This is a genomic window from Pectobacterium sp. S5, assembly GCF_051707265.1.
In the GTDB taxonomy this organism is placed as follows: Bacteria; Pseudomonadota; Gammaproteobacteria; order Enterobacterales; family Enterobacteriaceae; genus Pectobacterium; species Pectobacterium polare.
The window spans coordinates 1,539,761-1,553,471 of the sequence record NZ_JAULSZ010000001.1 but is presented as its reverse complement, the minus strand read 5'-3'; the positions used below and the strand labels follow the sequence as shown (position 1 = coordinate 1,553,471).

The 13,711-nt window shown below is 50.0% G+C and carries 10 protein-coding genes; 7 read left to right on the top strand and 3 right to left on the bottom strand.

What is annotated here, in order from left to right:
• Window positions 1-779: 779 nt before the first annotated feature.
• The 5 genes from QWJ20_RS06955 (at window position 780) to QWJ20_RS06935 (ending at window position 7,018) form a co-directional block, all read left to right on the top strand.
• Window positions 780-1,172 carry a hypothetical protein gene (locus QWJ20_RS06955; RefSeq protein ID WP_010282300.1) on the top strand — a complete coding sequence of 131 codons (393 nt, stop codon included), beginning with the start codon at window positions 780-782 and terminating at the stop codon, window positions 1,170-1,172.
• Window positions 1,173-1,802: 630 nt separating this feature from the next.
• Window positions 1,803-4,196, top strand: a complete 2,394-nt coding sequence (locus QWJ20_RS06950) for a TonB-dependent siderophore receptor (protein WP_433992155.1) — start codon at window positions 1,803-1,805, stop codon at window positions 4,194-4,196.
• A gap of 172 nt (window positions 4,197-4,368) precedes the next feature.
• A complete protein-coding gene (locus QWJ20_RS06945; RefSeq protein WP_249687319.1) occupies window positions 4,369-4,893 on the top strand; it encodes a sigma-70 family RNA polymerase sigma factor in 525 nt (174 codons plus the stop codon).
• Window positions 4,890-5,837, top strand: a complete 948-nt coding sequence (locus QWJ20_RS06940; protein WP_095701660.1) for a FecR domain-containing protein — start codon at window positions 4,890-4,892, stop codon at window positions 5,835-5,837. The genes QWJ20_RS06945 and QWJ20_RS06940 overlap by 4 nt, the downstream gene beginning before the upstream one ends.
• 170 nt (window positions 5,838-6,007) lie before the next feature.
• On the top strand, window positions 6,008-7,018 hold the full coding sequence (locus tag QWJ20_RS06935) for an AI-2E family transporter (protein WP_127157784.1): 1,011 nt from the start codon (window positions 6,008-6,010) through the stop codon (window positions 7,016-7,018).
• A gap of 168 nt (window positions 7,019-7,186) precedes the next feature.
• Here the strand turns inward: QWJ20_RS06935 and QWJ20_RS06930 are convergent, their stop codons facing one another.
• Window positions 7,187-8,713, bottom strand: coding sequence for an MFS transporter (locus QWJ20_RS06930; RefSeq protein ID WP_095993720.1), 1,527 nt, complete (start codon window positions 8,711-8,713; stop codon window positions 7,187-7,189).
• A 383-nt stretch (window positions 8,714-9,096) separates the two neighbouring features.
• Here QWJ20_RS06930 and QWJ20_RS06925 point away from each other — a divergent pair, with 383 nt between their 5' ends.
• On the top strand, window positions 9,097-9,471 hold the full coding sequence (locus QWJ20_RS06925; RefSeq protein ID WP_433992154.1) for a hypothetical protein: 375 nt from the start codon (window positions 9,097-9,099) through the stop codon (window positions 9,469-9,471).
• Here QWJ20_RS06925 and QWJ20_RS06920 read toward each other — a convergent pair.
• A complete protein-coding gene (locus tag QWJ20_RS06920) occupies window positions 9,464-10,951 on the bottom strand; it encodes a mannitol dehydrogenase family protein (RefSeq protein WP_174868628.1) in 1,488 nt (495 codons plus the stop codon). The genes QWJ20_RS06925 and QWJ20_RS06920 overlap by 8 nt on opposite strands.
• 321 nt (window positions 10,952-11,272) lie before the next feature.
• Between QWJ20_RS06920 and QWJ20_RS06915 the strand changes: the two genes are divergently transcribed.
• Complete coding sequence (locus tag QWJ20_RS06915) at window positions 11,273-12,553, top strand: O-acetylhomoserine aminocarboxypropyltransferase/cysteine synthase family protein (RefSeq protein ID WP_010295775.1); 1,281 nt, start codon at window positions 11,273-11,275, stop codon at window positions 12,551-12,553.
• A gap of 63 nt (window positions 12,554-12,616) precedes the next feature.
• Here the strand turns inward: QWJ20_RS06915 and QWJ20_RS06910 are convergent, their stop codons facing one another.
• Complete coding sequence (locus tag QWJ20_RS06910) at window positions 12,617-13,684, bottom strand: L,D-transpeptidase family protein (protein ID WP_095701665.1); 1,068 nt, start codon at window positions 13,682-13,684, stop codon at window positions 12,617-12,619.
• Window positions 13,685-13,711: the final 27 nt, after the last annotated feature.

Below are 13,711 nucleotides of genomic sequence, written 5' to 3'. Positions count from 1 at the left end.
TTAAAAGATAGTCTTTCGGCTCAGAAAACAGGCAAGTTTTTCGTGGTAGCCAAAATGCAGTAAGTGATGTATGTCACAATATGACTGCCAGCAGAATTATCAGGGCTGTTATAATGTCATAAACGATCAATTCATTGTTTTCAATAGATTATATCTATTGTTATCAAGTTTTTGATCGCCCTTTACGATCAAAAGGCATAAAGATCCCGCTTATTCAGCCGATAGTAAAAATCCTGTTCAGAGTATATTCCTACGTAGGCCAGCTATTTAGCGCGTTCAACTATGGTTTATGTGTTGAAATTTTGTTCCAGTTGTTAATTATATGTAGGCTATTAATGAAATAGATTTATCTGATTATCAACGGGCAGATAAGTGTGAATAATCTACACTTTAGGTGGGTTCCACAGCACAGATGTGAGCTTTCTTAAAAAGCGTAAAGGTGTCGTGTGCTAGCCGCTAAAAAAAGAAAAATTAAGTGTTATTTTTTGTGTCTGATTCAGAAATATCCGGTTTCCAAAAATAAATAACAGAGATATACCCAACATCACTGACGCTGAGTAAGGCGGCAGATGTTTGAGCCCCGGTAGCATGAGAACGTGTAAACGGTTCCGGTTAGCGAAATTCACTATTTTCACTAGGTGATTTTCTGGGGTGGGGAAGAACACTATTAGTCCGGAAACCTTTTAAATTCCGGTAGGTTGATTGCTTATCAATGGTGCGCCGTGGCGTCATGGCGCGCTGTGAGATATCTTTTTACATAGCATGATGCAGAGGAAACAATGAGTCTGATATTTGGCCGGAATGAGATTTTAGGCATGCTTTCTCAACCAGTTCAGAATGATAGACGTGCAGTGGCGGTGATTGACGAGAAATGTAAGGTCGTCTGTGCGAATTCTGCCTTCAACGCCCATTTTGGATTGCGTGCTGAAATGAATACGCCCGTCTCAATTGATGATGTACTCCCTATCAACGTGAAGTTTGCCTATCACGATTTTATGACGAACTCCAACATGTTGAGTACGCGCGTGGTCTCGGATTTGTTGTCTGATGGCTTTACCAAAAAGCAGCTAAGTACGCTGTCTTTTTCGAAGCTAAACGTTGAAAATCGAGTGCTTTCTCTGCTGATCCTAAACCAGGATGCGGTTGAGCCTTCGACAAATCTGGCATCGTAAGCTTGAATCATCGGAGATTATCTGGCCGGAAGACTCGAGGTGTGTATTGATATCCGCTGACGGCCAGCAGAACGATAAAGCAACACGTAGCTTTTGTGGATGGAGAATAAAAAGCGTTCTTTATTAACCGCAATGATGTGAAAAATTAATAAAAATAGACGGTTAACTATTTTATTGCATATATTATGCTTGTTTAAAATAATCAGCGAAACGTTTCGCTCTTATCCAGCCCTGCCTCTTGCCTATTCATCACTTTCCTCTTCCTGCTCGTAAATTACTCCTTTTAAACATCATGGTTTATTAAACGCTGGCAATAAGCTCTGTAAATTTTCTTTATTTTTAGCGTGTTGAATCCGAAAGGATGACGAATAAATAAGTAGACTGTCGTCTAATTATGGATATGGTTGAGCCTATATAGCGTTTATCGCCATATAGCACGTTTTGATAAAGATGACGTCAGTTTTTTATTAGTCACCGTATCGGTTTACAATAGCGGCAACGTATTTTCCCTAATATTTCTGATTGATAACGATTACTTTAATTATTTTTCGATTTCTGGTTCCCCTTTTTACTCTCTCAATTGGCATAGCTTCTGAAAACAAGTCTTTCTTATGCGATAGGGGATAAGTCATGGTTAAATTCCGTACCCACCTATTGGCGCGTACTTTACGTGCCGGGGTACTTGGGGCATCGTTTGCCTCAGTGCTGCCAATGGCGGCGGTTTATGCCGCGTCAGCGGCACCTGTCCAGCAATACGCGGTGTCGTCTGGCCCGCTCAATCAGGTGCTTAATCAATTTGCCCAACAGGCAGGTGTACTACTGTCTTACGATCCGGCAGCCGTGGCGGGTAAGCGCGGTGCGGGGTTGCAGGGGAACTATAGCGTTGAGCAGGGTTTCCAGCAGATTCTCAGCAACAGCGGTCTAAGCGCACAATACAGTGCCGATGGCAGCGTGACGCTAGTGCAGCGCACGGCGAGTGAGCCCGTTCCCGTTTCTGCACCTGTTACCGCTAAAAACGATCGGATCGTCGTCACCGCTCCACCGAATACGGCAATGAAGCTGGATGTGCCGATTTCAGAGACGCCACGTGCCGTTGCGGTTGTGACGGAGAAGCAGATCGAAGAGCGCGGCGCGCAAAAGATCGATCAGGCGCTGCGCTATAGCAGCGGTATTCTGGCGACGCCATACGGGCCGGACAATAAAGCCGAATGGGTGACTATTCGTGGATTTAGCGATCAGTCCCGGTTCCAAAATGGCCTGGCGACGCTGAATGAAGATGGATTCTACGGCCAGCAAATTGAGCCGTTCGGCGTCGAGCGTATCGAAGTCCTGAAAGGCCCAGCCTCTGTTCTGTACGGGCAAAACCCGCCGGGCGGTCTGGTTAACGTTATCACCAAACGGCCGACGCGTTTGCCGCAGGGGAAAGTCGAGCTGGAATATGGCTCTAACGATTATCGCCATCTGGCTGTCGATAGCGCAGGTCCGTTAAATGATGACGGTTCGGTGCTGTATCGGGTTGTTGCGCTGGCGCGTGATACCTCGGGCGAGATGGATTTCTCGAAGAGTAAGCGCCTTTATCTGGCACCGAGCGTCACGTTCCTCGGAGAAGACACGGAACTGACCGTATTAGCCAGCTACATGGATACGAAATCCGACACGACCAACGGCTTTAAGCTGCCGTACGGTACACTACATGGCACGCAGTTTGGCAAAGTCGGCTATAAAACGTCGCTGGGCGAACCGGGGTTGAACCGGCATGATACCCGGCAGTTCAACCTGGGCTATGAGTTCACGCATCATCTGAACGACACCTGGACGTTCCACCAGAATCTGAACTACACCTATCTGAATTTGGATCTGCGCAATGCTTATGCGATAAGGATGGAGGATGACCGCCATGCCACCCGTGGGTTGACCTACCGCGATGGTTTTGCGCAAAACTGGGCCACGGACAACCGTTTAGTGGGGGAATGGCAGTGGGAAGACATTGAAAACACGTTGCTGCTCGGGTTCGACTATCGTCGCGCCAATACACAAAGCCATGATGCTGACTTATCCCCTTATAATTCAACACAATATCAGTTTATCAATAGCCCGATTGATATTTTCAACCCAGTCTATGGCAACTATACGCTGAATGACGATCAACTCTCTTACCATCGCTCAGGTCGCCATCAGAATGGTTACTATATCCAGAACCAGATCAAATATGATGATCGTTTGATCTTCTTACTGGGTGGACGTTACGACCAGTCAAAATCACGTACGCAAAATGAAATCATGGGGATTGATTCCCGCACGGATGATTCCAAGTTTACGAAGTCTGCGGGTGTGATATATCTGTTTGATAACGGGGTTTCTCCTTATATCAGCTATGCAGAGTCTTTCCTGCCTATCGCCGATTACGATGCATCAGGACGGCAATATAAACCGACTATGGGCAAGCAAACCGAGGTGGGCGTTAAGTACACACCGAGTGGGTTTAATGGCTATGCATCGGCTGCCGTTTTCAATCTGAATCAGGACAATATCCTGACTACAGATATCAATAACCCTATTCGTCGGGTGCAAGCGGGTGAAGCGCGTTCTCGTGGTGTTGAGCTAGAATTGAGCGGCGAGGTGTATTCCGGCCTTTCAGTGACAGCCAATTACACGTACAACAAAGTCGAAACAACGAAGTCCGGCACTGTTGAGGAAGTTGGAAAACGTCTGGCAGGTTTGCCGCTACATAGCGCTTTCGCATGGGCAACCTATGCTTTCTCTGGCTCACTTGAGGGGCTGACGGTGGGCAGCGGCGTACGTTACGTTGGGAGTTCATTCGGTGATAAAGTTGAAAGCCGGAATTTGAAAGTCCCTGCCTACACGTTATGGGATGCGATGATTGCCTATGATTTCAGCAAAGACTGGCGGTTGCAGGTTAATGCAACCAACCTGACAAACCGTGAATATGTTAGCGCGTGTGATTTCTGGTGCTACTACGGTGAAGGCCGTAACGTTAGCGCGAATGTCAGCTATCGCTGGTAATTCTCCTTCTCGACTCTCACAGAAAGAAGCCTTCGGGCTTCTTTCTTTTTGCATGCAATCCCTACAACGCCCTCCTTTTTCGCGTAATCGGCATGATAAACGTGAATAGTCGTTGACTTTGCTTTTAATGATAATGAAAATCATTTCATTGCTGTCACATTGAGCGAATACCGTGAAGAGTCCCGCTGCTGTCTGCCTCCACCAGCCTGAAACCTTAAACGTTCAGCAGATTTATCATGACCATCATGCCTGGTTACAGACATGGCTGCGTCGGCGTTTGGGATGTTCACAGCAGGCTGCGGATCTGGCGCAAGATACGTTTCTGCGTTTGATTTGCCAGCATCAGGCCGATCGCATCCGTGAACCGCGTGCCTGGCTGACGACAGTTGCCCACGGTCTGGTGGTCAATCACTGGCGACGTAAAGACATCGAGAATGCCTATCTTCAGGTGCTGACAGAGCAGGAGTTTACTTTTTCTCCCTCGCTGGAACAGCAGGCGATGGTGGTTGATGCGCTGATGGCCATCGACCAAATGCTGGCGACGCTGCCGGGCAAAGTTCGTCAGGCATTCTTGCTCGTGCATCTCGATGGCCTGACCTATCGGCAGGTTGCTGAACAATTAGCCGTTTCCGAGCGGATGGTGAAAAAATATATGGCACAGGCAATGCTGAATTGTCTATTGTGTCAGGACTTATGATTTCCTCTATTACTTCTTCTATTCCGAAAGATGTTCTTCATGCCGCCTCTGAGTGGTATGCCACGCTGTATGACGAAGACTGCTCCGAACACGAGCGTCAGGCATGGCAGCGATGGTTACATCAGGATGACACCCATCGGCTTGCCTGGCAGCAGGTTGAACAGATTCATGCCCGCTTCCATGCGGTAGACAGCCAATTAGCCTCTTCGGTGCTGAGCAAGCGGGGTGGGGAACGTCGGCGCATGCTCAAACTGTTGGCGATTGCCAGCCTTACCGGAGGCGTAGGCTTTAGCCTGCCGTGGGAAAGCTATGCGGCCGATTACCACACGGGAACGGGTGAAACGCGTGAGCTCAACATCGAAACGGGGATGACCGTCTGGCTCAATACGGATTCGGCATTAAATCAGCAGGGCGATCCCGCGTTGGCTCAGCCGCTAACGTTTCAATTGCTCAAAGGTGAATTGATGTTGGATAACCGAACGGCTCACGCTGCCCGGTTGACCACGCCCCATGGCGATCTCGCGGCTTCTGCGCATTCCTGCCAATTAGCGCTGCGCTATACGTCCGCCCACAGCGTCCTCTCCGTTTTTAGCGGTGAGGTCTTGCTACAAACGGCAGTACCCGCCGCGCAGCGCGTGACGGCAGGGCAACAGGTGATCTTTACCCGTGACAGGAGCAGTGAACCTGCGCCCGTTGAGAATTTTCGCCAGAGCTGGCGCAAAGGACAGCTGGTCGCGGATAACATGCCGCTAGGTCAGTTCGTTACTGAAATTGCCCGCTATCACAATGGTTATTTTCATGTTGATTCCGCAGTGACGATGCTACGGATTTCGGGCGTTTTTCCGCTACATGAAACCGATCGCCTGCTGGACGCCGTTGCACGGACGCTGCCAGTGAAGGTGACTCGGCGTTTTGCCTGGTGGGTGGATATCCGTCCGAGCTAAAACACGGCTGGTATTTCGCGGGTAAAACACCAAAAATATCCCTCGTTTGTTATCACTCGCAGAATAGACGTAAATCTGGCGCATATATATCAATCTGTTGGTACCGAAAAAGGCGTAACATACTCCACAAAGAGTACCCTCAGCGTTGCCTCTTCATACGGGATGTCATCATGCAGTTACTGAATCTGAAACAAGCTCGCCTGTTGAGCTTTTTCTTTATTATGGGTGGCCTGCTTATATTGCTGCCTTTACGCCTGCTGACCTGCTTTATTGCTGGTTTTTTGGTGTATGAAATTGTGAATTTACTGACGCCCTATTTTCAACGGGTCATCAGCGGTAAGCGTGCTCGCTGGATTGTGGTCGCGGTGATCAGCACGCTGGTCGTCAGCCTGCTGAGTCTATTGTTTGGCAGCCTGGTTGGGCTGTTGATGCAGGAAATGAAGGATACCGCCGCGTTTAATGTGCGTATTGGCTACATCCTCAATGACATCCAGCAGCAGATTATCCACTACTTACCGGGGTATCTGCCGGTCAGTATTGAAGAGCTCCAGCACGAGCTGTTGCAATGGGTTCAGGCGCATATTGTGATGTTGCAGAACATGGGGAAAAGTTTTCTGCATGGCTTTGTGACGATGCTAATCGGTATGGTGCTTGGCGCGATTGTCTCGCTTTATAACGTCGATAAAGACACGGAAAAACCATTACTGAAAGCGGAGTTACTGCGTCGGGTTTCGCTGCTGTCTGCCTCGTTCCGCAACATCGTTTTTGCTCAGGTGAAAATCTCTGCGGTTAATACGGTGCTGTCTGCCATTTTTATTCTTGGCGCTCTGCCGCTGTGTGGTATCCATCTGCCGTTTGCCAAAACGCTGGTGGTGCTTACCTTCGTTTTCGGCCTGCTGCCGGTGATTGGTAACCTGATCTCCAATTCGATCGTTTTCCTGTCTGGTTTATCGCTTTCGTTGCCGATTGCGCTGGTCGCGCTGGTGTATTTGATGCTGATTCACAAGTTTGAGTATTTCCTGAATGCACAAATCGTTGGGACGAGGATCAAAGCGCACGCGTGGGAAATTCTGCTGGCGATGTTGGTGTTTGAAGCAGCGTTTGGCTTGTCCGGTGTGATTGCTGCCCCGATATATTACGCTTACCTGAAAAGCGAATTGAAAGAAGCCTCGTTGATTTAATCCTGCATGTTGGCAGGCGATTGATGCGATCGCCTGCCATATCCTACCTGTTCTGTTAATCAGCAAACGCAGGCCTAAATGAATCAGCCCAATACGAGATTGGGCTGATTTTTTTCGTTGATGACAGCTTTTAATTGATGCCTGTTTTCAATAAACGAACGTCTTCAATTAATGCTGCGCAGTAGCAACCTGCGGTTTAGACTCTTCTGACTGAACGCCTAACGGGTTGTTGCCCCAGCACTTCTCATATTCCCAGCCCGTCAGCTCTTCTGCGACAGCACGAGCATGAGCTGGTACATCGGCAATGGCACCGCCCGCTTTGATACGTGCAATTTCTTCCAGCAGAATGGCGTGGTTTTTACGATCCAGCTTCATCTGCGTGGTGTAGTAAATCGCAATCAGCGCAAGACCGATAACACCTAGCGAGAACACGCCAACAATCGCCTGTACGGCAGACTCTGGCTGCACTGACTGCCCGGAGACAAAGCCGAATTGGCTCAGCGTCCAGCCCATCGCGAAGACAATCACAGAGCGAACCATTTTACCGGCAAACGTCATCGCACCGGCGTAAATCCCTTCACGACGACGCCCGGTCAGGACTTCATCCACATCGGCCAGGAAGGTATAAACCGTCCACGGAATGTAGTAGATACCGCCCGTGCTCAGGCCAAATACGGCCGTAATGGCGAACAGGACAAAGATGGTCATGTCTTCTGACCAGTTAGCGAAATAGAGCGCGGCATAGGCTATCACGCTGACAATCACCACCATCAGTGCCAGACGGAACGGTCGTGCAAAGCCCATTTTGACGCAGATACCGATGAAGGCCGCGGTAGAAATGAGCTGCATAATCGAGCTGAAGCTATTGAGGTGTGATACCAGCGCGGTGTTCTGCTTCAGACCAAAGACGATGAAGTAGGTGAACGCGGAAGCGAAGAGCCACTCAGCGCCGAAGCCAAACAGGTACATCCCCAGATGCTTACGGAAAATACGCAGACGGAAGGTAGAAACCATATCCACGCTCAGCTTTTTCATCGCTTGCCACAGGCTGGAGGTGCTTTCACGGACGATTTCGTTGACCGGGCGTTCCCAGGATGTCATGTACAGCGCGATCATCGCCCCACACATAATGGCACCGTAGACCAGGCCGGTGTAGAAGAATGGCGTTGCGGAATCTTTACCGTAGATGGCAATAAACTGCCCAGGAATGAATGCCGCCAGGAAGTTGGCAATTTTACCGAAAATGGCTTTAGAACCTGTCAGCTTAGAGCGCAGTTTAAAGTCAGAGGTCATTTCGGTAGCCAGCGTCTCATACGGCACCATGATCGAGGTGTAAATCAGCTCGAACAGCACGTACGTCGCCAGATAGTACCAGAAGCCAAAGCCTTCAACCCATAGCATGGGGTAGACCAGAACCAGCGGGACACCCAGCAAAATAAAGAAGCGGCGGCGACCAAATCGGCGGCCAACTCGGGTGTTGTAGAAGTTATCGCTGATGTAACCCATGATGGGGTTACTGATCGCATCGATGATGCTGGCAACGGAGAAGATAGCAGCAGCCTGAACCAATGTTAACCCACAGAATGTGGTGTAGAAGTACATCAGCCATGCGCCGCTGATAGCAAGCGCACCACTGCCAAGCAGGTTTGCGCTGCCGTAGCAGAACGTATGTTTAAAAGAGATTGGTTTATTCATGATCAGCCTAATTACAAAGATGAAACAATATTTCAGTTCTATTGAACTATCATTTCTTTATCATTTGCCCTATTGAAAAGAAAGTAAACTGACGATCACGCTTTAGGGGGCTTTTAATGACGATCTGTCAGACAGATCATGAAATAAGATATTTTAATTTGCTTTTTATAATTCTTTGATCGTGTCTTTGTGTTCTTAACTTACAAAGTATGTAAATTTATTACGGGAAAGCATTATACGTGCAGATTGACGGCGAGGCGATAGTGGGCGCTGCCCCACAAATCGATAGCATGATATGAAATAACGCATTGACCGCAGAGAGGAAATGTCGTCATCATCCCGCCCAGTTTACTTTATCGTATTCCCTCATCAGGAGCCGTAACGTGGGTCATTTGCTGGTCTATGCCATTATTTATGTGATTTTTATTGCTGTGATTGGGTTGTTTGCTTTTCAGGCCTGGTTGCCGTCTTCCGCACCGCGTGGGTTGAGAGATCGTGCAGGTATTTTGGTCGGGGTATTGCGCTGCGTGACGCTGTTTCTCGTCGTTTCCGCACTGCAAATTTTGTTTCCCAATTCGCTGCTGGATAAATTCGTCTGGCTGGTTGCTGCGGCGATGTTGTTGATCGCGGTCATCGGTGGGGGAGTGAGTTGGTCATCGCTGCCGTGGCTGGATGAAACAAAGGGGAAAAGTCGCACTCTGTCACTGAGTGTCCAAAGTGCGTTATACCTTGCGCTGCTTGGGTTTATCGTTATTTAAAGTCTTGTACCAGTGCGGCCACGGTGTTCTTTGCGCCGTGATCGCGCAGCTTCAGATAAGCCTGTGCGATAGCGTTGAACACATCGTGGTTTGCTGACAGATCCTCGCCAAAAATAGAACGAATATTGAGAAACGCACTGACCCGCTCGGCGTTATCTGACGTTTCCGCAACGACCTGTCTGAGTTTGTCAGCCAGCGGATCGCGGATCTCGATAGGGTTGCCTGCATCATCTTTTCCGCTGACATAACGCATCCAGCCAGCGACCCCTAATGCCAGACAGCGATAGTCTCCGCCATTACGCACATGCCAGCGTAGCGATTCCAGCATACGCTGGGGCAGCTTTTGTGAACCATCCATCGCAATTTGCCAGGTTCGATGCTTGAGCGCTGGGTTGGAAAAACGGGTAAGCAGCTGAACGGCATAGTCTTTCAGGTCGATATCCACCACGCTGAGCGTCGGAGCTTGCTCCAGCAGCATGAGATGAGACACCGCTCGGCGATAGTTCTCGTCGTTCATACAGTCGCTGACGTGATCGTAACCGGCGAGATAGCCCAGATAGGCTAAAAACGAGTGGCTGCCGTTCAGCATGCGCAGTTTCATTTCTTCAAACGGCAGGACGTCATGCACCAATTGCACGCCCGCTTTTTCCCACTCAGGGCGTCCGGCAGTGAAATGATCTTCGATCACCCATTGAATAAAGGGCTCACAGGCTATCGCACAGGGATCGGCGACGCCGAGGTGATCGGCAATTTCCTGCAACGCTTCCGGCGTCGCGGCAGGGACAATGCGATCCACCATCGTATTCGGGAAAGAAACCTTAGCCTCGATCCAATCGATCAGACTCTGATCGTTAAGCCCCGCAGATTCGAGCACGGCAGCTTTGGCTGTTTTGCCATTTTCCGGCACGTTATCACATGAGAGGATGGTGAATGGCGCAATCCCGCGTTCGTGACGTAAGCGTAGCGCTTCCGCCAGCAATCCCGGTACCGAAGCAGGATGACGAGGATCGCTGAGATCCTGCTGAATCAGCTTATTGGTCCGATCCAGCTTGCCGCTCGTCCCATCCATGCAATAGCCTTTTTCGGTAATCGTCAGGGAAACGATGGCGGTCTCTGGTGCGGCGAGTTTCTCAATAATGGCACTAATGCCTTCTATTTTGGCATGTAACGATTCACACACGGCACCAACCACAATTGGCTGATTTTCAGTCGCCGCTTTTTCCAACACGGTAAACAGATGATCCTGCTGGCGCAGCGCAGTGATCATAGTGTCGTCGCTGAACAGAACGACTTCACAAATTCCCCAGTCTCCTCCCACCATATTCAGCACGCGATCGGTGAGCAGTGCCTGATGAGCGCGATGAAAAGCACCAAAACCGATATGGACGATGCGCGGCTTCAGCGCCTTACGATCGTAATGGGGGAATTGGACGCTGGCAGGCAGTTCGCAAGTAGCGATATTTTTTATTGTATCAGTCATTTATTGCGCTTCGGGTGGGGGGATTTATAACGTTAAAAGTAGCTGTGATTTGCAGGCGGTGCAATACGTGACGCGCAGATAGGTTACGGTGCGCACGTTTTTTTCTCTGCGCAAATTTTAGCGTTTTTTCAGATTCGTTTCCGTGGAGGATCACGGTTTTGTGAAGGCGCTTCAGTGTAATAATGTAACGCTGAAATTTAGTCTTGTTTTTACTAACTTATCTCCATTTCTTCTACATCATCAAGTGCTTTTCCCGATCGCTGTCTGCTATTTTGTCTGGATATTTTCCTCACTCTAACGATCAACAAAAAGGCCCGTAAGATGAAACTTGAATCCCTCGCGCTACATCATGGTTATGAATCTGAAGCGACAACGAAGTCCGCAGCCGTGCCGATTTACCAGACGACCTCTTACACATTTGACGACACGCAGCACGGTGCCGATCTGTTTGATCTGAAGGTGGCGGGCAATATCTATAGCCGCATCATGAACCCGACGAATGCGGTGCTGGAACAGCGGCTGGCGGCCATTGAGGGCGGTATCGGCGCGTTGGTGCTTTCCTCCGGTATGGCGGCAATTACGTATTCGCTTCAGGCGCTCACGCAGGTTGGGGACAATATCGTCAGCACCAGCCAGCTGTATGGCGGCACCTATAACCTGTTTGCCCACACTCTGCCGCGTCAGGGTGTCGAAGTGCGGATGGCCTCTTTCGATGATTTTACGACGCTGGAATCGCTGATTGATGAACGCACTCGCGCCGTTTTTTGTGAATCTATCGGGAATCCGGCGGGAAATATCGTCGATATTGCCAAAATCGCGGAGATTGCGCATCGCCACGGCGTCCCGGTGATTGTTGATAACACGGTGGCGACGCCCGTACTGTGCCGGCCTTTTGAGCACGGCGCAGATATCGTCGTCCATTCACTGACCAAATATATCGGCGGTCATGGCACCACGATCGGCGGTGCGATTATCGATTCCGGTAAGTTTGACTGGGTCGCGAATAAAGCGCGTTTCCCGTTACTGAATGAGCCCGATCCGTCTTACCACGGCGTGGTGTATACCGACGCTTTCGGTCCGGCAGCCTATATCGGGCGCTGCCGCGTGGTACCGCTGCGCAATACCGGTGCGGCGCTTTCTCCGCACAGTACGTTCTTGCTGTTGCAGGGGCTGGAAACTCTCAGTCTGCGCATCGAACGCCATTGCAGCAATGCGGAAGCGCTGGCTGGCTACCTGAATCAGCACCCGTTGGTGACCTGGGTGAACTATGGCGCGTTGCCGGATAGCCCCTATAAAGCAAACTGCGACAAAATTACCTCGGGTAAGGCGTCCGGGATTATCAGCTTTGGCATTAAAGGTGGGAAAGCATCAGGGGGGCATTTTATTGATGCGCTGAAGATGATTTTACGACTGGTGAATATTGGCGATGCCAAATCGCTTGCGTGCCATCCTGCAAGTACCACGCATCGGCAGTTGAATGCGGAAGAGCTGGCGAAAGCGGGAGTGAGTGAGGATCTGGTCAGAATTTCGGTCGGCATTGAGCACATTGACGACATCATCGCTGATGTGGCGCAGGCGCTGGAAGCTTCACAGAAAAAGTAAACGGTAGGGATATTAGAGAAACGCGTTGGAAACCTGAATCGGTTTCCAACGCGTCATAGACGATTACGAACGGTTAGCGTCAGCTGCGGTCGTTGTCTGTGCTTCAACGGGTGCGGTATTTTGCACGGCATTGAGGCTATCTTGCGGCTGTGCTTCTGGTGCGACAGGTGCAGCAACAGATTCAACCGGAATGGCTGGCGTGGCTTGTTCGATCAGACCATTGATTTTGGTCGGCATACCAGAACGTCTCTGGATTGCCTGATCGACTTCGCTGGTGTTCACGCTGGCGTCGGCCAGAACTTTGCTCACTTTTGGCGTCATGCTGATCGGTGCAGGAGAATCAGAATGGAATTCTTCTACCGTGCGAGACAGCGGATTGTGAACTTCAACATAGCGTGAACCATCTGGTTCCACGGTGGCTTTCACTGGCTCATTGATGAACTGAACGCGAGTACCGACCGGAACGTTGTTGAACAGATACTTGATATCATCAGCACGCAGACGGACGCAGCCGTGGCTGACGCGCAGACCAATACCGAAGTTGGCGTTGGTACCGTGGATCGCGTACAGGTTCCCGATGTACAGCGCATAAAGCCCCATTGGGTTATCTGGGCCAGCTGGGAAAACTTTTTGCAGGGTTTCACCGCGTGCCGCATATTCTGCATGCATCTTCGCAGTTGGTGTCCAGGTTGGGCCCGCTTTCTTGCGCTGAACAGACGTTGTCCAGTTAATCGGCGTATCTTTACCTAACTCACCAATGCCGATTGGCAGAACGACCACAGTCTTGGAGCCTTTCGGGTAGTAGTACAGACGCATTTCTGCGCTGTTGATGACAATGCCTTCACGTGGTGCATCCGGCAGAATCAACTGATGAGGAATCACCATTTTGCTGCCGGGAATAGGCAGGTAAACGTCTGCATCTGGGTTGGCTTCCATCAGGTTGCTCAGACCCATTTGGAACTGTGCTGCAAAATGTTCCAACGGCTGTGTGCTGTCTTCCGGTACGGTGATGTCGATATTCTCGCCTATCAGTCGGCTGTTAGCCGCAGGCAGAGGATAAACAACGGCAAAAGCGGCCTGGCTGAATGCGGCTGCTGCAAGAACTAAAGTCAAGATCGCGCGAATACTCATTTTCATTTCTTTATTTGAGTGGTGAAT

Excerpts from the sequence above, each read along its gene's own strand:
- QWJ20_RS06955 (WP_010282300.1), top strand. The coding sequence starts at position 780 with ATGAGTCTGATATTTGGCCGGAATGAGATTTTAGGCATGCTTTCTCAA.
- QWJ20_RS06950 (WP_433992155.1), top strand. The coding sequence starts at position 1,803 with ATGGTTAAATTCCGTACCCACCTATTGGCGCGTACTTTACGTGCCGGG.
- QWJ20_RS06940 (WP_095701660.1), top strand. The coding sequence starts at position 4,890 with ATGATTTCCTCTATTACTTCTTCTATTCCGAAAGATGTTCTTCATGCC.
- QWJ20_RS06935 (WP_127157784.1), top strand. The coding sequence starts at position 6,008 with ATGCAGTTACTGAATCTGAAACAAGCTCGCCTGTTGAGCTTTTTCTTT.
- QWJ20_RS06930 (WP_095993720.1), bottom strand. The coding sequence starts at position 8,713 with ATGAATAAACCAATCTCTTTTAAACATACGTTCTGCTACGGCAGCGCA.
- QWJ20_RS06920 (WP_174868628.1), bottom strand. The coding sequence starts at position 10,951 with ATGACTGATACAATAAAAAATATCGCTACTTGCGAACTGCCTGCCAGC.
- QWJ20_RS06915 (WP_010295775.1), top strand. The coding sequence starts at position 11,273 with ATGAAACTTGAATCCCTCGCGCTACATCATGGTTATGAATCTGAAGCG.
- QWJ20_RS06910 (WP_095701665.1), bottom strand. The coding sequence starts at position 13,684 with ATGAGTATTCGCGCGATCTTGACTTTAGTTCTTGCAGCAGCCGCATTC.